Raw genomic sequence first — 17851 nt, forward strand, 5'->3', positions numbered from 1 at the left:
GCAAGAGCGCGTCGCCCCCGATTTGCGCCCTCCCTCCCAGCGGCAGTAAGATACGTTCCATATACAAACCATATATGGATCGCTAACTCCATGGGCATCGTCAAGATTTCCGAGCAAATGCATGAGAACCTCCGCGTCGCCAGCGGCGCGCTCAGCCGCTCCATCAATTCCCAGGCCGAACACTGGATGCGCATCGGCATGCTGTCCGAGCTCTACCCCGAGCTGCGCCATGCCGACATCTGCCAACTTCTGATCCGCATCGAACAGGCGGAGGGCTTCGCCATCGCCTCGTTGTCCCAGGGGCTGCCGCAGGCCGCCCAGCAGGAGGCCGCATAAATGGCGAAGAAGGTATCCATCAAGTCCGCCGCCGACATCGAAATGGCCCGCAAGGCTGGCGCCATGGCGGCGGAAGTGCTGCACATGATTGCCGAACACGTCCGCCCGGGCATCACCACCGATGAACTGGACCGCATCTGCCACGACTACATCGTCAATGTGCAGAAGGCGATTCCCGCCAACGTCGGCTACCACGGCTTTCCCAAGACCATCTGCGCCTCGGCCAACCACGTGATCTGCCACGGCATCCCGTCGGCCAAGGTGCTGAAGAACGGCGACATCCTCAACATCGACGTGGCCGTCATCAAGGACGGCTGGTTCGGCGACACCAGCCGCATGTACTACGTGGGCCAGCCCAGCCCGCTGGCGCGCCGCCTGGTCAACACCACCTACGAAGCCATGCGCGCCGGCATCATGGCCGTCAAGCCCGGCGCCACGCTGGGCGACATCGGCCACGCCATCCAGACCGTGGCGCACCGCGAGCACTTCAGCATCGTGCGCGAATATTGCGGCCACGGCATCGGCCAGATCTACCACGACGATCCGCAGGTGCTGCACTATGGCCGCCCGGGCGAAGGCATGGTGCTGCAGCCCGGCATGATGTTCACCATCGAACCCATGATCAACGCCGGCAAGCCCCAGACCAAGCAGCTGCCCGACGGCTGGACCGTGGTCACCAAGGACCGTTCGCTGTCGGCGCAGTGGGAACACATGGTGGTCGTGACCGACACCGGCTACGAGGTGCTGACGCCCTGGCCGGACGGCTTCGGCGACTATCCGCCCATCCCCTGATATCCTGACGCGGCGCGCCGGCCCGGCCCATGGCAAGGAACGGAGTGCAGACAGACAAGGGCACGATCATGATCGTGCCCTTGCCGTTTCCGCCGTCCACGCCCCATGCCCGCCCTGCCCTCCGCGTTCCGCCGTCTGGCCGCCTCCAACCTGGCCGCCCAATTCTCCGAACAGATGGCGCTCGCGGCCGCGCCGCTGGTCGCGGTCCTGGCGCTGGGCGCCAGCGCGGCGCAGACCGGCTATCTGCAAACCGCCCAGACCCTGCCCTTCCTGCTGCTGTCCCTGCCCGCCGGCGTATTGGCCGACCGGATGTCGCGGCGCGCGTTGATGACCGCCGCCGAGTGCGTGCGCGCCGCCAGCCTGCTGGGCCTGCTGGCGCTGCTGGCAACGGGGGGACTGAGCCTGGGCTGGCTGGCCGCGCTGGGCTTCCTGGGCGCGGTCGGCACGGTCGCCTATAACGTCGCCGCACCGGCGCTGGTGCCCAGGCTGGTCGCGCCCGCCGAACTGGCCAGCGCCAACCGCTGGCTCGAGCTCGCCCGCAGCACCGCCTTCTCCGCCGGGCCGGCCGCCGGCGGCGCGCTGGTCGGCTGGATGGGCGCGCCCTCGGCCTATGTCCTGGCCACCGTGCTGTCACTGCTGGCAGCCCTGCTGCTGGCCGGCCTGCCCCACGACAGGCCCGGACCGGCGCCGCGCCGCCGCCTGCTGGAAGAACTGCGCGAAGGCGCGGCCTTTGTCCTCACGCACCCGCTGCTGCGCCCGGTGCTGGTGACCGCCGTGTTCTTCAACACTGCCTGGTTCGTGCTGCAAGCCGTCTACGTCGCCTACGCCATCGAACGGCTGGGTCTGTCGGCCGCGGCCGTCGGCCTCACGCTGGGGGTGTACGGCGGCGGCATGGTGGCCGGCGCCCTGCTGGCGCCCTGGCTGGCCCAGCGACTGAGCTTCGGCGGCATGATCGCCGTCGGCCCCCTGGCCGCGCTGATCGCAAGCGCCATCCTGCTGTCCACCTTGGCCTATCCGTCCGGCGCCTGGGCCGCGACGGGTTTCTTCCTGTTCGGCGCCGGCCCCATACTCTGGACCATCACCACCACCACGTTGCGCCAAGCCATCACGCCCAATGCCCTGCTGGGCCGGGTATCCGCCGTGATCCTCACCGCCACCTTCGGCGCCCGCCCCCTCGGCGCGCTGATCGGCGCCACGCTGGCCGCGCGGGTCGGCGTCGAAGCCTGCCTATGGGTGTCGACCGCCGGCTTCGCCGTGCAATTCGTGGTGCTGTACACCTCACCGGTATTGCGGCTGCGCAGCCAGCCTGAAGCCGGCGCCTGTTGAACGCTGTTGCGCACGGGAAACCGGCAATCTGTGTCTGCCGGCGCCCGCCGCGGCCCGCTAGACTGTCACGGTCAATCGAAACGATGCCGGCAAGATGCTGAAAATCCTGGGTAAGGCCTCATCCATCAACGTGCGCAAGGTCCTATGGACCTGCGCCGAACTGGACCTGCCATTCGAACGCGAGGATTGGGGTTCCGGTTTCCAGTCCACCAGCGATCCCACGTTCCTGGCGCTGAATCCGAACGCGATGGTGCCCGTCGTCCAGGACGGCGACTTCGTGCTGTGGGAGTCCAACAGCATCATCCGCTACCTGGCCTCGCAATACGGCGGCCAGCACCTGTACCCCATCGAGCCCAGGCTGCGCGCCCGCGTCGACCAATGGATGGACTGGCAGGCGACCGACCTGAACCGTTCCTGGAGCTACGCCTTCATGGCCCTGGCGCGCGAATCAGCCGCCCACCGCGACCGCGCCGCGATCGAGGCATCCTGCCGCGAATGGGCACGATTCATGGAGATATTGGAGCGGCGCCTGGAACAGGCCGGCGGCTACGTCGCCGGCCCCGGGTTCTCGCTGGCCGACATCCCCGTCGGCCTGTCGGTCAACCGCTGGTTCCGCACGCCCTTCGACAAACCGCAACTACCGGCCGTCGCCGCCTACTACGACCGGCTCGCCGAACGCGCAGGCTACCGGCTGCACGGCCGCAACGGCACCGCCTGACGCGAGCTGGCGGCTACTTCACCACCCCGCAAACCAGCCGGCCGCCTCCGCCGCCCAGCGGCGCCGGCGTATCGCTGTAGTTGTCGCCGCCCACGTGCACCATCACCGCCCGGCCCTTCACGTCGGCCAGCTTCAGATGCGGCGCCACCACCGCCTTCGTGGCCGTGCCGTCCGCGGCAACCACGATGAAAGGCAGATCGCCCTGATGCCCATCGGTCGCCATCGGTCCCTTGTGCGCCTTGGTGCCCTTGGGATCGAAGTGCCCGCCCGCAGCGCCGCCAGCCGCCATCTGGTTGTTCAGCATGCCGGGTTCGCAAGAGCCCTTCTCGTGCACATGGAAGCCGTGTTCGCCGGGCGGCAAGCCCTTCAAATGCGGCGTAAGCTGCAGCCCGCCTTTGGTGTCCTTAAGCGAGATCGTGCCCGCGCTCTTGCCCACGCCGTCCACGCTCAGGAACGACATCGACACGTCTTCGGCCAGCGCCGCACCGGACGCGCCTGCGAACGCAAGCGCCGCGACCAGCATCGAGATTTTCTTCATGGGGTGCCTCCAAGATACGCGCCCGCAGGCCGCGGACGCCCGATAGTGCATGGACGACCCGTTGCCGCCCATGCCGCAAAAAACAATAGCATTCGGGTCACGGCGTCTGCCAGCAATCTTCGTTCCTGATACAAACAGACGATGTGACAACGGGGCAGCGTGTGATGAGTTACGCGCGACACCAGTTTGTTGCGGGAGCCTTGCTCGGCTTCACCCATCCCACAAGATCACGGCAATACCGAAGGTAGACCGCCGCGACGCACGCGAACGCGTAAGCCTCTGACGGCCGCCCGCGCGGCCGTCAGAGGCGGGCCCCGCAAACCTCTCCACCACCCACAACTCCAGCAGCGCATCACGCCAAGACGCGTGTAGCCCGTCGGTGCCGGCGCCATGGCGGCGAGCAACCTCGATGCGCCCGAGGGAATCGGAAGGAACCGCCGAAGGCGGTGACGACGATGACGAAGGGGCAGTCCGGAGCGAACGCTCCGGACCGCAATCGTGGGCGCTCGCCGCCATGGCGCCGGCACCGACGGGCGGCCTACGAAGCATCTAGCGCCCGCGCCGACGGATGACCTACGAAGCATCAAGCGCCCGCGCCGACGGATGACCTACGAAGCATCAAGCGCCCGCATCACCCTCGAACCAGCAACACCACCGCATGCAGCACCACGCCTATCAACCCGCCCACCAGCGTTCCATTGAACCGTATGTACTGCAGATCCCGCCCCACGCTAAGTTCAAGCTCATCCACCAGATGCCGCTCGTCCCAATTCTTCACCGTGCGGGAAATATGCTCCGTGACCCCGCTGCGCAAGCGCCCCGTCAACCGCCGCGCCCCGCCCAGCACGTGATTGTTGATCGCCTCCCGCAACCCCGGGTCCTCCCCCAGCTTGCGCCCCAAGGCCAGCAAAGCGCTCTCCAGATGCCGCGCCAGCGCCGAATCCTCGGACGACAGATCCCGCCGCAGCGCCGCATGGATATCGTCCCAAAGTCCCTGCACATATTCCTGCACCTTCGGATGATCGATCGCCCGCTGCTTCAGCGCCTCCACCTGCGCCGCCAAGGCCGGATCATCCTTCAACCGCCGGATGTAATCCTGCACCCAGGCCTCATAGTCCCGCCGCACCGGATGCCCCGGCTCGGACAGCACGTCCCGCAACTCCTCCACCAGCGCCCGCGCCAGCCGGTCCGCCAGATTGTCCGCAATCCCGTCCACCGACTTGACCACGTCCACCGCCGCAATGATGCGCGGCCACTCCTTCTTGGCGAACTTCACCAGCAGATTCGAAGCCCGCGCCTTCACTTCTTCATCGCCCAGATAGCCGCCCAGCCGCTCCAGCGCCGCGTCCAGCAGCTCCTGATGCCGCCCGTCGCGCGTCAGCAGACCCAGCACCTCGCCCGCCGTATCCGCCGCATCCCAACGCCGCAGATTCTTCACCACGAACTCCTGGATCACCCCCCGCACCGCCCGGTCATCCAGCAGATCCAGCGTCTGCAAGGCCACATTGCGCGCCCCTTCGCTCAAAGCGCGCGCCTGCCGCGGACGCCCCAGCCAGCGGCTCAGGCGCGCGGCCGGATCGAACACCCGCAACTTCTCCATCAAGGTGTCCGGATCCAGGAAGTGGTCGCGCACGAACACCGCCAGGTTGTCGCCGATGCGGTCCTTATTGCTGGGAATGATGGCAGTGTGCGGAATCGGCAGGCCCATCGGCCGGCGGAACAGCGCCACCACCGCGAACCAGTCGGCCAGCGCGCCCACCGTGGCCGCCTCGCAGAACGCCCGCACCCAGGCCCATGCGCCCTGCCCGCCCATCACGTGGCTGGTGATGAAGCCGCAGACCATCGCCACCAGCAAGGCCAATGCGGCGATCTTCATGCGCCGCAACTGCGCGCGGCGCGCCTCGGAAGCCAGCGCGGAATGCGTGGCGGCGGAACGGGGCGTCTCTGTCATGGGGTCTCCGGCTTGGACAGACCCAGCATAACGTAGCGGCCCCCGCAGCCCCCGGACGTCAGCCCAGAGGCGGCAACAGGTTGAACAGCAGGACCATGACCAACCCCACCACCGACACGATGGACTGCACCACCGAAATCGTCTTGGTGGCTTCGCCCATGGTCATGCCGAAGGACTCCTTCACCATCCAGAAGCCCGCGTGATTGGCGTAATTGAAGAACAGCGAACCGCAGCCGATGGCCAGCGCCAGCAGCGGCAGGTTCAGGCTGGGATCGGCGCCCGCCAGCGGCGCCAGCAGGCCCGCCGCGCCCACGATGCCGACCGTCGCCGAACCCGTGGACACCGACAGCAGCATGGCAATCAGCCAGCCCAGCACCAGCGGCGGCAGCGAGAACTGATGGGTCAGGTGCACGATGGCATCGCCCACGTGGGCGCTGGTGAGCACCTGCTGAAACGCCCCGCCGCCCGCGATGATCAGCATGATGCCGGCGATCGGCTTGAGGCTCTTGCCCAATCCATCACGCAGCTTTTCCGCATCGCCGCCCCGCATCAGCACCAGGGTGACAGCGGCGAACAGCACGCCCAGCAGCATCGCGACCAGCGGGTCGCCCAGGAAAGCCGCCACATGCATGGCGCCGGAGTCCTTGGGCAGCAGCATCTCGGCGCCCGCGTGCACCAGCATCAGCAAGGCGGGCAGCAAGGCCGCCAGCACACCCAGGCCCACGCTGGGCGCGCCGCGGCCGGCGGTTTCCTGACGGGCCGTGGTGAACTGTTCAAGCAGCGCCTCGTCCGGGCGCGTCGTCATCCGCGGCGCAATGAAGGCGCCATACAAGGGACCGCCGAACACCATGGCCGGCAGCGCCGCGATGAAGCCATAGATCATGGTCGGCCCCACCGTGGTCTTGAGCGTGGCGATCGCCGTCAGCGGCCCCGGGTGCGGCGGCACCATGCCATGCATCGCCGCCAGGGCCGCTATCACCGGCACGCCCACGTACACATAGGCCGAGCCCTTGAAGCGCTCCTGGCTTTCCAGCTTGCGGGCCACGCTGAAGATCAGCGGCAGCATCACCACCAGACCCACCTCGAAGAACATCGGAATGCCGATGACGAAGGCCACCAGGGTCATGGCCCAGGGAATCATGCGGGCAGAGGTATGGCGCAGGATGGCGTTGGCCAGCCGTTCGGTCGTGCCCGAATCCGCCAGGATCTTGCCCAGCATCGCGCCCAGCGCGATCACCACGCCCACCGCGCCCAAGGTCTTGCCCGCGCCGTTGCTCAGATTCTTGACGATGGCCACCGGCTCCATGCCGGTGGCGAACCCCACGCCGATGGAGACGATCAGCAGCGCCAGCAACGGATGCATGCGGATGCGCGAGACGATCAGCGCAACCAGCACCAGCACGCTGGCCAGCGCGGTAAGAAGCAATTGGATGTCGGAGGAGGACATGGACGGGCCTGGGAAAAATGGGCGCGGCCCTGCGGCCGTTTGCAGGCCGCTTGCAGGCCATACGCCGAAAGAAACTCGGATTTTATTCCCGCCAAGCTGAACGCCCAGTCAGGAAAGCCGCAAGCCCCGGGGCCTGTTCACACCGCGACGAAGCGGGCCTCAACCCGCCGCGCCCAGCAGTCCCGGCCGGCCTTCGTGCGCGGCCTGGGCCCGTTCCAGGATGAATTCGATGATCATCGAGATCGCCCGCGGATGGTGCCGGTTGGGCATGTACAGCATGTACATGCCGCGTCCGAAAATGCTCAGCCGCCATTGCGGCAGCGCGGCCACCAGATCGCCGCGCGCAATGTCGTCATGGACCACGTAGTCCGGCACCACGCCCACGCCCAACCCCGCCAAGGTCGCATCGCGCAGGAAAGCGTAGTTACGCGAGATCACGGTCGGCTCCAGTATCACGTGCTGCCGCGGCTGGCCGCCGTAGTAGGCGGAAAGCCGCAAGGGCCGGCCAATGACCGCGGCGCTGATGGTGGGCGTGCGCGCCAGCTCTTCCGGATGCTGCGGCAGGCCCCGGGCGGCGGCATAGGCCCGGGACGCGCAGGCCACGTAGCGGACCTGGCCCAGCTCGCGCGCCACCAGGTTCTGCGGCGGTTCGGACATGATGCGTATCGCGATGTCGACCTCGTCGCGCAGCAGATCGTCCACGCTGTTCTCGAACAGCACGTCCAGCACGATGTCCGGATAGGCCCGCTTGAACTCCAGCAGCCAGGGCGTCATCACGAACTGTCCGTAGCCGCTGGGCACGCTCAGCCTGACCTTGCCCTGCGGCGTCTTGCCCAGGGTCTCGACGGATTCGCGCGCCGCCGCGAGTTCGTCCTGGATGCTGCGGCCATGCTGATACAGCTTCAGTCCGATTTCCGTGGGCTCCACATGCCGGGTGGTGCGGCGCACCAACTGCATGCCCACCGAGCGCTCCAGCTGATTCAGGTGGTAGCTGACATTGGCGCGCGTCATCTTCAGGCGGCGCGCGGCCTCGCTGAGATTGCCCGCGTCCAGTATTTCCACCAGCAATGTCAGGGATTTGGTGTCCATCCAGGGCCTCCTCGCCAGGGTGATGCACCCGCCAATTGTCAAATTTTTTTGACTTCAATGTCAATTATCGATGCCATTGTCAAGACTTCTTTACTGCGAAAGAATGAGGCCAGAAAAGACGGGCCGTTCCTGGCCCACCAGGCTGAGTCCTGGCGGCCGCCCCTGGCGCCGCCGCCACGGCAGACCTCATCGGAGACACTGTCCATGACAGACAGCGCAAGCACCGGCGCAGCCAGCACGCGCCGCTATGACGACATCCTGGTCGTCACCATCGACCATCCCCCCGTCAATGCCCTGAGCGCCGCCGTGCGCGCCGACCTGGCCGCGGCCATCCGCGACGCCCAGGCCGACCCGCAGGTGCGCGCCATCCTGCTCATGGGCGCAGGCAAGAACTTCATCGCCGGCGCCGACATCCGCGAATTCGGCAAGCCGCCGCAACCGCCCATCCTGCCCGAGGTCTGCAACCAGATCGAAGCCAGCGCCAAACCGGTGGTGGCCGCGCTGCATGGCGCGGCGCTGGGCGGCGGACTGGAAGTGGCACTGGCCGCGCACTACCGCGTCGCGCTGGCGGGCGCCAAGCTGGGCCTGCCCGAGGTGAACCTGGGCCTCCTGCCCGGCGCCGGCGGCACCCAGCGCGCCCCGCGCCTGATGGGCGCGCAGGCGGCGCTGGACTTGATGCTGAGCGGCAAGCACCTGACCGCCGGATCGGCCCTGGAAGCGGGCTTGGTGGACGCGTTGTCCGACGAAGCCGATCCGCTCGACGCGGGCCTGGCCTACACCCGGCAACTGCTGGCCGTGGGCGCCGGCCCGCGCCGCACCCGCGATGCCGGGGCGCTCGAAGACCGCGCCGCCGCGCTGGCCCAGGTCGACGCCGCCGCCGAACGCATCGCCCGAACCACCCGCGGGCTGTACTCGCCCGCCAAGATCGTCGAGGCCGTGCGCGCCGCCATCGAGCAGCCTTTCGAGGAAGGCCTGCGCACCGAACGCGCCCTGTTCCTGCAATGCCTGGACAGCCCGCAGCGCGCGGGCCTGGTGCATGCCTTCTTCGCGGAACGCGACACGGCCAAGATGCCGGGGCAAGAGCCCGCCCGGCCGCGGCGGCTGGAACGCATCGGCATCGTCGGCGGCGGCACCATGGGCGCGGGCATTGCCGTGTCGGCGTTGGACGCCGGCTTTCCCGTGACCATGGTCGAGCAGGACGAGGCCGCACTGGAACGCGGCCGCGGTCGCGTCGCGCAGGTCTACGAGCTGCTGGTCAAGAAAGGCCGGATCGGCGCCGACGAGCGCGACGCCCGCATGGCGCGCTACACGGGTTCGACCCGCTACGAGGCGCTGGATGACGCCGACCTCATCATCGAGGCCGTGTTCGAGGACATGGCGGTCAAGCAGACCGTGTTCGCGCAGCTGGACCGCGTGGCCAAGCCCGGCGCGGTGCTGGCCACCAATACCTCCTATCTGGACATCAACCGCATTGCCGCCGCCACGCGCGGACCCGCCGACGTGCTGGGCCTGCACTTCTTTTCGCCGGCCAACATCATGAAGCTGCTGGAAGTCGTGGTGGGCGACCACACCGCGCCCGACACCGTGGCCACCGGCTTCGAACTGGCGCGGCGCCTGCGCAAGATCCCGGTGCGCGCCGGCGTCTGCGATGGCTTCATCGGCAACCGCGTCCTGGCCGTGCACCGCCAGGCGGCCGACATGATGATGGAGGACGGCGCCTCGCCCTACGAGATCGACGCCGCCGTGCGCGCCTTCGGCTACCCCATGGGGCCGTACCAGATGGCGGACTTGGCGGGCGGCGATATCGGTTGGGCCACGCGCAAGCGCCGCGCCCCCACCCGCGATCCCGCCCTGCGCTATGTGCAGATTCCCGACCGGCTGTGCGAACGCGGCTGGTTCGGCCAGAAGACGGGCCGCGGCTTTTACCTCTACCCCGACGGCGCGCGCCAGGGCGAACAAGATCCCGAAGTGCTCGCCCTCATCGACGCCGAACGCGCGCGCGCCGGCGTCACGCCGCGCGCCTACACGCAAGAAGACATCCAGCGCCGCTACCTGGCCGCCATGATCAACGAAGCGGCCAATGTGCTGCATCAGGGCATCGCCCAGCGCCCGTCCGACATCGACGTGGTGTTCCTGTCCGGCTACGGCTTTCCGCGCTATCGCGGCGGCCCGATGCACTACGCCGACAGCGTCGGGCTGAACCGTGTACTGGCCGATATCCGCGGCTATGCGCAGGAGGATCCCGCCTTCTGGAAACCCTCGCCGCTGCTGGTGCAACTGGCCGAATCCGGCCGCAATTTCGCCACCCTGAATCCATCCGCCTGACCCCGATACCAGACAGGAACACGCCATGCGCGAAGCCGTCATCGTCTCCACCGCCCGCACCCCCATCACCAAGGCGGGGCGCGGCGAATTCAACCTGATCGCCGGTCCCACCCTGGCCGCGCATGCCGTGCGCGCCGCTGTCGACCGCGCCGGCATCGATCCCGCCCTGATCGAGGACGCCTTCATTGGCTGCGGCTATCCGGAAGGCGCCACCGGCCGCAACATCGGCCGCCAGGCCGTGATCCGCGCCGGCCTGCCGGTCAGCGTGGGCGGCGCCACCGTCAACCGCTATTGCGCCTCGGGCCTGCAGGCCATCGCTTCGGCCGCCAGCCGTATCGTCATGGACGGCGCCCCCGCCATGATCGCGGGCGGCGTGGAGCTGGTGTCGCAAATCCGCAGCCGCGACGACGGCGTCAGCGGCATGGACCCGTGGATCGTGGACCACAAGCCCGAACTCTACCTGCCCATGATAGAAACCGCCGACATCGTGGCGGCCCGCTACGGCATCAGCCGCGAAGCCCAGGACCATTTCGCCGCGCAAAGCCAGGCGCGCACCGAGGCCGCGCAGGCCGCGGGCCGGTATGTGGAAGAGATCATCCCCGTCACCACCATCATGTCCGTCACCGACCGCGCCACCGGCGCCGTCAGCGAACGCGAAGTGACCGTGGACCGCGACACCTGCAACCGCCCCGGCACCACCTATGAAGCCCTGGCCTCGCTGGCGCCCGTGCGCGGCGCCGGCCAGTTTGTCACGGCAGGCAATGCCTCGCAGTTGTCGGACGGCGCCGCTGCCTGCGTGCTGATGGAAGCCGCCGAAGCCCAACGCGCCGGCATCAAACCGCTGGGCGCGTTCCGCGGACTGGCGATCGCCGGCTGCGAACCCGACGAGATGGGCATAGGCCCAGTCTACGCCGTGCCCAAGTTGTTGGCGCGCCACGGCCTCAAGGTGCAGGACATCGATCTCTGGGAATTGAACGAAGCCTTCGCCTCGCAAGCCTTGTATTGCCAGGAAAAGCTCGGCATCCCGATGGACCGCCTGAACGTGGACGGCGGCGCCATTGCCCTGGGCCACCCCTTCGGCGTCACCGGCGCCCGCCTGGCCGGCCACGTGCTCATCGAAGGCCGCCGCCGCGGCGCCCGCTATGCCATCGTCACCATGTGCGTGGGCGGCGGCATGGGCGCGGCCGGCCTGTTCGAAATCTACTGAGGATCCCCCATGGACCTGGAATTCACCCCCGAAGAAAACGCCTTCCGCGATGAAGTGCGGACCTTTCTTGCCAGCCACCTGCCTGAACGCCTGTCCGCCAAGGTCGTGCAGGGCAAGCTGCTGACGCGCGCCGACATGGTCGAATGGCACGCCATCCTCAACCGGCAGGGTTGGCTCGCCAGCCATTGGCCAGTTGAGTACGGCGGCACCGGCTGGAGCACCGTGCAGAAGTACATCTTCGAAAACGAATGCGCGCTGGCCGGCGCGCCGCGCATCGTGCCCTTCGGCCTCAGCATGCTGGGCCCGGTGCTGATCAAGTACGGCACCGAGGCGCAGCGGCGCCACTGGCTGCCGCGCATCCTCGACGGCAGCGACTGGTGGTGCCAGGGCTACTCCGAACCCGGCGCGGGCTCCGACCTGGCCTCGGTCAAGACCACGGCGGTGCGCGACGTCGACAGCTACATCGTCAACGGCCAGAAGACCTGGACCACGCTGGGCCAGTACGCCAACATGATCTTCTGCCTGGTGCGGACGTCGCAGGAAGGCCGGCGCCAGGAAGGCATCAGCTTCCTGCTGATCGACATGGCGAGCCCCGGTGTGGAAGTGCGCCCCATCATCACGCTGGACGGCGAACACGAAGTCAACGAGGTGTTCTTGTCCGACGTGCGGGTGCCGGCCGCCAACCTGGTGGGCGAAGAAAACCGCGGCTGGACCTGCGCCAAATACCTGCTGACCTATGAACGCACCAACATCGCCGGCGTCGGCCAATCGACCGCGGCGCTGGCGCGCCTGAAGACCGTGGCCCAGCGCCAACGCAAGAACGGCCGGCCGCTGGCCGAGGATCCGGACTTCGCCGCGCGCCTGGCGCGCGTCGAGATCGAACTGGCCAATATGCGCACCACCAACCTGCGCGTGGTCGCGGCCGTGGCCGGCGGCGGCGCGCCCGGCGCCGAAAGCTCCATGCTGAAGATACGCGGCACCCAGATCCGCCAGGAAATCAGCGCGCTGAACCGCCGCGCCATGGGCCCCTATGCCCGCCCCTTCGTGCCCGAGGCCCTGCACGACGGCTACGACTCGCTGCCCATCGGCCCCGAGGGCGCCGAGAGCGCCGCCGCGCAGTACTTCAACAACCGCAAGCTGTCGATCTTCGGCGGCTCCAATGAAATCCAGAAGAACATCATCTCCAAGATGATCCTTGGACTGTAAGGGCCCGCCATGAACTTTGAACACACCGAAGACCGGCGCATGCTCTCCGACATGCTGCGCCGCTTTGTCGCCGAACAGAGCGACTTCGCCACGCGCGACCGCAATGCCCGCTCGGAACGCGGCTACAGCCTGGAACTGTGGCAGCGCTATGCCGAACTGGGCGCCGTCGGCGCGCTGTTTGCCGAAGCGGATGGCGGGCTGGGCGGAACCGGCTTCGACATCTCCGTGGTGTTCGAGGCCCTGGGCCGCGGCCTGGCCGTCGAACCCCTGCTCGACGCGTTGATGGTCGGCAGCGCCATCGCCGCCGCCGGCACGCCGGCGCAGCGCGAGGCGCTGGAAGGCCTGATCGCGGGCACCCTCACCGCCGCGCTGGCCCACGCCGAACCCGACTCCGGCTACGAACTGGCGCATGTCGAAACCCGCGCCGAACGCAGCCAGGACGGCTGGGTGCTCAACGGCGCGAAAGCGGTGGTCGCGGCGGGCGAACATGCCGACCTGTTCCTGGTCCCCGCCCGCAGCGCGGGCGGCCCGGACGACGAGGCCGGCATCAGCCTGTTCCTGGTCAGCGCCGGCACGCCCGGCCTGACGGCGCGCGGCTATGGCCTGATCGACGGCGGGCGCGCGGCGGAACTCGTGCTCGACGGCGTGCAGCTGGCGCCAGAGGCCCTTCTGGGCGAAGCCGGCGCGGGCTATCCGCTGCTGGAACGCGCCGCCGGCCACGGCATCCTGGCCCTGTGCGCCGAAGCCGTGGGCGCGATGGACTGCGCCCGCGACGCCACCCTGGAATACCTGCGCACGCGCCGCCAGTTCGGCGCCCCCCTCGGCAGCTTCCAGGCCTTGCAGCACCGCATGGCCGACGTGTTGCTGGAGATAGAACAGGCGCGCTCGGCCGTGATCAACGCCGCGGCCGCGCTCGACCACCCCGACCGCGCCACCCGCGAGCGCGCGCTGTCCGCCGCCAAATACACCATCGGCCGCATCGGCACCCTGGTGGCCGAAGAGAGCATCCAGTTGCACGGCGGCATCGGCATGACCTGGGAGTTGCCGCTGGCGCACTACGCCAAGCGCCTGGTCATGATCGACCACCAGTTGGGCGACGAAGACCATCACCTGCGGCGCTACATCGCGCTGGGGCAGGCTTGAGAGGAGGCTCTTGCAATGACTCAGGTCCATGCCGCCCCGCCCCTCTCGCCACCCTTCGCCGCGCCCTTCGCCGTGCGCAGCGCCGCGGACGTGCAGCGTCTGCAAGCCCGGCCGCTGGCCGAGACGCTCACGGTGCAAAGCACCTACGAGATCTTCCGCAACTCGGCCGCGGCCTTCGGCGACAAGACCGCGCTGACCTTTCTGCGCAGCGCCGACCCTGGCGACGCGCCGCTGCGCTGGAGCTACCGCGAACTGCTGGCCGGCATCCACCAGACCGCCAACCTGCTGCATGAGCTGGGCGTGGGTCCGGACGACGCCGTCGGCATCCTGCTGCCCGGTTGCCTCGAGTACCACCTGGCGCTGTGGGGCGGCGAGGCTGCCGGCATCGTCCAGCCCTTGAATCCCTTGCTGGCCGAAGACAAGCTCGTTTCCCTCATGACCACGGCGCGCGCCAAGGTCCTGATCGCCTACGGGTCCGACGTGGAATGCGGTTCCTGGTCCAAGGCGCTGCGCCTGCGAGAACGCGTGCCCACGCTGCACACGCTGCTGCGCGTGGCGCCGCTGGACGAGCCGTCCCCGGCCCGCCCCGCGCTGCCCGACCATGCGCTGGATTTCAACGCCGCGCGCGCCGCGCAGCCGGCCGACCGCCTGGTCAGCGGCCGCGCGATCCAGGCGGGCGACGTAGCCGCGTACTTCCATACCGGCGGCACCACCGGCGCACCCAAGCTGGCCATCCACACGCATGCCAACCAGGTCTTCAGCGCCTGGGCCGCGGTGCAATTGCAGAACGCCGGACCGGACGACGTGGTCATCAACGGCTATCCGCTGTTCCATGTGGCGGGCGTGCTGCCGGCATCGCTGGCCGCCCTGTCGGCGGGCGTGGAAACCGTCATCCCCACCACCCTGCTGCTGCGCAACCGCGACGTGCTGCGCAACTACTGGCGCCTGGTCGAACACCACCGCGCCACCTCGTTGCAAGGCGTGCCCACCATCCTCGCGGCGCTGGCCGAAGTGCCGCTGGCCGGCGCCGACATCTCCTCGCTGCGCTATTGCCGCACGGGCGCCGCGCCCCTGCCCGCCGAGCTGGCGGCCCGCTTCAAGCGCCTGTTCGGACTGCACGTCAACGAAAGCCTGGGCATGACGGAAATGGCGGGAATCTCCACCATCTCGCCGCCGGGCTGCGAATTTCCAGTGGGCTGCGTCGGCTTCCCGCTGCCCTATGTGCAGGTCCGCATCGTCGGCCTGGACATGCCGGCCGGCACGCCCGCGCGCGACCTGCCCGCAGGCACTGCCGGCATGGTGCTGTTCAAGGCGCCCAACGTCATCCCCGGCTTTCTCGACCCCGAAGACACGGCGCGCGCCTTTACCGAGGACGGCTGGCTGATCAGCGGCGACGTGGGTTACCTGGACGACGCTGGCCGCCTGCACCTGCAAGGCCGCGCCAAGGACCTGATCATCCGCAGCGGCCACAACATCGATCCCAAGACCATCGAGGACGCACTCGCCTCGCACCCCGCTGTGCAGCTCTGCGCCGCGGTCGGCGCTCCCGACGCCTATGCCGGCGAACTGCCCATCGCCTTCGTCACGCTGGCCGAGGGCGCGCAGGTACAAGAAGCCGAACTGCTGGCCCATGCCGCCGCCCACGTGGACGAGAGTCCGGCGCGGCCCAAGCGCGTCATCGTGCTGGACAGCATGCCCATGACCAATGTCGGCAAGATCTACAAGCCCGATCTGCGCCGCCTGGCCACCGCCGTATCGGCCCAGGCCGTGGTGGCGCACACCCTGCAGGACGCTGGCCTGATCGACGACGGCACGCTGTTCCGCGTAGAGGCCAACGCCCAGCCCGAGGTCGCCGTCGTTGCGGACACCCGCACGCCTGAACCCCTGAAAGCCAGCCTGCGCGACGCGCTGGCCCGGCTGCCAGTCAAGGTCGCCCTGCGCGACTGAGCAGTCCCCCCACACAAAACAACACCCAGGAGACAAACCCATGACCCACCAGCCCCTGCGGCGCGCCTGCCTCGGCGCCACGCTGCTCGCTATGGCCGGCGCCGCCCTGCCTTTCGCCGCCGCCGCGCAAGGCGCCTACCCGTCCAAGCCGATCACGCTGATCGTGCCCTTCCCGGCCGGCGGTTCCACCGACCGCCACCTGCGCATCGTGGCGCAGGACGCCGCCAAATACCTGGGGCAGCCCGTCATCGTGGAAAACCGGCCCGGCGCCGGCGGCACCCTGGGCCCCGCCACCATGGCCAAGACCGCCAAGCCCGACGGCTACACCGTCACTCTGTACACCCTGGCCATGCTGCGCATGCCCTATATGCAGAAGAGCAGCTGGGATCCCATCAACGACTTCAGTTTCATCCTGGGCCTGTCGGGCTATACCTTCGGCTTCACCGTCCGCTCCGATTCCCCGTACAAGACCTTCAACGAATACATCGAGGCGGCGCGCAAGGCGCCTGGCACCATCGACTACGGCTCCACCGGCATCGGTTCCTCGCCGCACCTGCTGATCGAGGAAGTCGCCATCAACGCCAAGGTGAAACTGAACCACGTACCGTTCAAGGGCAATGCCGACATGCAGCAGGCCCTGCTGGGCGGCCACGTCATGGCGCAAAGCGATGCGACCGGATGGGACCAGTTCGTGGACTCGGGCAAGATGCGCCTGCTGGTCACCTTCGGCGAAAAGCGCACCACGCGCTGGCCCGACGTGCCCACCGCCCAGGAGCTGGGCTACAAGGTAGTCTCCACCTCGCCCTACGGCCTGGCCGGCCCCAAGGGCATGGACCCCGCAGTGGTAAAGACACTGCACGACGCCTTCAAGAAGGCGCTGTTCGATCCCGCCAGCATGGACGTCATGAAGCAGCTGAACCAGGAGCCCGCCTATCGCGACAGTCAGGACTACAAGGAATGGGCGCAGGCCACCTACGTCAAGGAAAAAGGTCTGATCGAGTACCTGGGATTGATGGCGAAGTAAGGAAGAAACCTCCGGCGCCGCCTTCAGCGCAGCGCCGCGACCTCGACTGAGCTTGCGCCGCAAGCCTGCACCAACTCGGGATCGTGGCTGGCAAACAGCACGACCCGATCCCTTCCCCAAGTCTTGAACTGCTCGGCCAGCACGCCGCGCGCCTGCGCGTCCAAGCCGTTGCTGGCGCCGTCGGCGATGATGACGGCCGGGTCGCCCAGGGCCGCGGCTGTCAGATAGACCTTGCGCCGCGTGCCTGTCGACATCTGCTCGAAGCGCTTGTCCAGATGCGGCTCCAGCCCCAGCCGGAAGGCCAGGTCCAGCACGCTGTCGGCCAGCGGCACGTTCTTCTCTGCCGCGACCTGTTCCAGCAATCCGCGCCCCGTCTGCGCGGGCTGCGCCATGCAATTGTCTGGCACGTAGGCCAAGCGGGCCCGCGCTTGCGCCGGCGCCTGGGCCAGGGAATGCCCGTCGATCCAGACATCCCCCGAGTCCGGCGCGATCGCGCCCGCGATGATGCCCAGCAGCGTGGACTTGCCGGTGCTGTCTTCTTCGCACAGCGCCACGCATCCGGGCCTGAAGGTATGGGTCAGCCCCTGGAAGACGAGATGGTCGCCGTAGCGCTTGCCGAGATTGTCGATTCGTAGCATGGCCGGGAGTGTACGCAGGAACACGCCGCTCGGCCATCGCCGCCTGGGCGTGGCGTCAACGCAGCAAATGTGAACTGAACTCAAATTTTTCCCCATTGACGGTGTGGGAATCCGCATTTTTGCCGTACATTACGCGGCGTAAATAAATGTTATTTTTCAGCAAA

The 17851-nt window shown here is 68.1% G+C and carries 15 protein-coding genes; 10 read left to right on the forward strand and 5 right to left on the reverse strand.

Translation table 11 applies throughout. The features are described 5' to 3' along the window. Positions 1–90 precede the first annotated feature (90 nt). The 4 genes from IPU70_RS00005 (at position 91) to IPU70_RS00020 (ending at position 3172) form a co-directional block, all read left to right on the forward strand. The gene (locus IPU70_RS00005) at positions 91–336 is read left to right on the forward strand and encodes a ParD-like family protein (RefSeq protein WP_013394276.1); all 246 of its coding nucleotides are present in this window, start codon (positions 91–93) and stop codon (positions 334–336) included. Beyond that, on the forward strand, positions 337–1128 hold the full coding sequence (gene map, locus IPU70_RS00010; RefSeq protein WP_207464081.1) for a type I methionyl aminopeptidase: 792 nt from the start codon (positions 337–339) through the stop codon (positions 1126–1128). It begins immediately after the preceding gene. Between the two features lie 105 nt (positions 1129–1233). Next, a complete protein-coding gene (locus tag IPU70_RS00015) occupies positions 1234–2454 on the forward strand; it encodes an MFS transporter (RefSeq protein WP_207464082.1) in 1221 nt (406 codons plus the stop codon). Positions 2455–2548: 94 nt separating this feature from the next. Then, positions 2549–3172 carry a glutathione S-transferase family protein gene (locus tag IPU70_RS00020; protein ID WP_207464083.1) on the forward strand — a complete coding sequence of 208 codons (624 nt, stop codon included), beginning with the start codon at positions 2549–2551 and terminating at the stop codon, positions 3170–3172. A 13-nt stretch (positions 3173–3185) separates the two neighbouring features. Here IPU70_RS00020 and sodC read toward each other — a convergent pair whose 3' ends face one another. From sodC to IPU70_RS00040, 4 genes are all read right to left on the reverse strand, one after another. After that, positions 3186–3710, reverse strand: a complete 525-nt coding sequence (gene sodC / locus IPU70_RS00025; RefSeq protein WP_207464084.1) for a superoxide dismutase family protein — start codon at positions 3708–3710, stop codon at positions 3186–3188. Positions 3711–4341: 631 nt separating this feature from the next. Continuing rightward, a complete protein-coding gene (locus IPU70_RS00030) occupies positions 4342–5661 on the reverse strand; it encodes a DUF445 domain-containing protein (RefSeq protein WP_207464085.1) in 1320 nt (439 codons plus the stop codon). Between the two features lie 58 nt (positions 5662–5719). Beyond that, positions 5720–7108: a GntP family permease gene (locus IPU70_RS00035; protein WP_207464086.1), complete on the reverse strand. Its 1389-nt coding sequence runs from the start codon at positions 7106–7108 to the stop codon at positions 5720–5722. A gap of 159 nt (positions 7109–7267) precedes the next feature. Continuing rightward, positions 7268–8197, reverse strand: a complete 930-nt coding sequence (locus tag IPU70_RS00040; RefSeq protein WP_207464087.1) for a LysR family transcriptional regulator — start codon at positions 8195–8197, stop codon at positions 7268–7270. 204 nt (positions 8198–8401) lie between these two features. Between IPU70_RS00040 and IPU70_RS00045 the strand changes: the two genes are divergently transcribed. Genes IPU70_RS00045 through IPU70_RS00070 form a run of 6 tightly spaced genes read left to right on the forward strand, consistent with a single transcriptional unit; the run spans position 8402 to position 17049 of the window. Continuing rightward, entirely contained in the window at positions 8402–10522 is a 2121-nt protein-coding gene (locus tag IPU70_RS00045; RefSeq protein ID WP_207464088.1) for a 3-hydroxyacyl-CoA dehydrogenase NAD-binding domain-containing protein, read from the forward strand. Between the two features lie 25 nt (positions 10523–10547). Then, on the forward strand, positions 10548–11729 hold the full coding sequence (locus IPU70_RS00050) for an acetyl-CoA C-acyltransferase (RefSeq protein ID WP_207464089.1): 1182 nt from the start codon (positions 10548–10550) through the stop codon (positions 11727–11729). 9 nt (positions 11730–11738) lie between these two features. Beyond that, positions 11739–12935 carry an acyl-CoA dehydrogenase family protein gene (locus IPU70_RS00055; RefSeq protein ID WP_207464090.1) on the forward strand — a complete coding sequence of 399 codons (1197 nt, stop codon included), beginning with the start codon at positions 11739–11741 and terminating at the stop codon, positions 12933–12935. A gap of 9 nt (positions 12936–12944) precedes the next feature. Beyond that, complete coding sequence (locus IPU70_RS00060; RefSeq protein ID WP_207464091.1) at positions 12945–14078, forward strand: acyl-CoA dehydrogenase family protein; 1134 nt, start codon at positions 12945–12947, stop codon at positions 14076–14078. A gap of 15 nt (positions 14079–14093) precedes the next feature. After that, complete coding sequence (locus IPU70_RS00065; RefSeq protein ID WP_207464092.1) at positions 14094–16025, forward strand: acyl-CoA synthetase; 1932 nt, start codon at positions 14094–14096, stop codon at positions 16023–16025. Between the two features lie 40 nt (positions 16026–16065). Then, entirely contained in the window at positions 16066–17049 is a 984-nt protein-coding gene (locus IPU70_RS00070; protein ID WP_207464093.1) for a tripartite tricarboxylate transporter substrate binding protein, read from the forward strand. A gap of 23 nt (positions 17050–17072) precedes the next feature. Here the strand turns inward: IPU70_RS00070 and IPU70_RS00075 are convergent, their stop codons facing one another. Next, positions 17073–17687 carry an ATP-binding cassette domain-containing protein gene (locus tag IPU70_RS00075; RefSeq protein ID WP_207464094.1) on the reverse strand — a complete coding sequence of 205 codons (615 nt, stop codon included), beginning with the start codon at positions 17685–17687 and terminating at the stop codon, positions 17073–17075. Positions 17688–17851: the final 164 nt, after the last annotated feature.

This window comes from Achromobacter sp. SD115 (assembly GCF_017355315.1).
In the GTDB taxonomy this organism is placed as follows: domain Bacteria; phylum Pseudomonadota; class Gammaproteobacteria; order Burkholderiales; family Burkholderiaceae_B; genus Achromobacter; species Achromobacter xylosoxidans_B.

Coding starts and splice junctions, on each gene's coding strand:
- IPU70_RS00005 (WP_013394276.1), top strand. CDS start 91: ATGGGCATCGTCAAGATTTCCGAGCAAATGCATGAGAACCTCCGCGTC.
- map (WP_207464081.1), top strand. CDS start 337: ATGGCGAAGAAGGTATCCATCAAGTCCGCCGCCGACATCGAAATGGCC.
- IPU70_RS00015 (WP_207464082.1), top strand. CDS start 1,234: ATGCCCGCCCTGCCCTCCGCGTTCCGCCGTCTGGCCGCCTCCAACCTG.
- IPU70_RS00020 (WP_207464083.1), top strand. CDS start 2,549: ATGCTGAAAATCCTGGGTAAGGCCTCATCCATCAACGTGCGCAAGGTC.
- sodC (WP_207464084.1), bottom strand. CDS start 3,710: ATGAAGAAAATCTCGATGCTGGTCGCGGCGCTTGCGTTCGCAGGCGCG.
- IPU70_RS00030 (WP_207464085.1), bottom strand. CDS start 5,661: ATGACAGAGACGCCCCGTTCCGCCGCCACGCATTCCGCGCTGGCTTCC.
- IPU70_RS00035 (WP_207464086.1), bottom strand. CDS start 7,108: ATGTCCTCCTCCGACATCCAATTGCTTCTTACCGCGCTGGCCAGCGTG.
- IPU70_RS00040 (WP_207464087.1), bottom strand. CDS start 8,197: ATGGACACCAAATCCCTGACATTGCTGGTGGAAATACTGGACGCGGGC.
- IPU70_RS00045 (WP_207464088.1), top strand. CDS start 8,402: ATGACAGACAGCGCAAGCACCGGCGCAGCCAGCACGCGCCGCTATGAC.
- IPU70_RS00050 (WP_207464089.1), top strand. CDS start 10,548: ATGCGCGAAGCCGTCATCGTCTCCACCGCCCGCACCCCCATCACCAAG.
- IPU70_RS00055 (WP_207464090.1), top strand. CDS start 11,739: ATGGACCTGGAATTCACCCCCGAAGAAAACGCCTTCCGCGATGAAGTG.
- IPU70_RS00060 (WP_207464091.1), top strand. CDS start 12,945: ATGAACTTTGAACACACCGAAGACCGGCGCATGCTCTCCGACATGCTG.
- IPU70_RS00065 (WP_207464092.1), top strand. CDS start 14,094: ATGACTCAGGTCCATGCCGCCCCGCCCCTCTCGCCACCCTTCGCCGCG.
- IPU70_RS00070 (WP_207464093.1), top strand. CDS start 16,066: ATGACCCACCAGCCCCTGCGGCGCGCCTGCCTCGGCGCCACGCTGCTC.
- IPU70_RS00075 (WP_207464094.1), bottom strand. CDS start 17,687: ATGCTACGAATCGACAATCTCGGCAAGCGCTACGGCGACCATCTCGTC.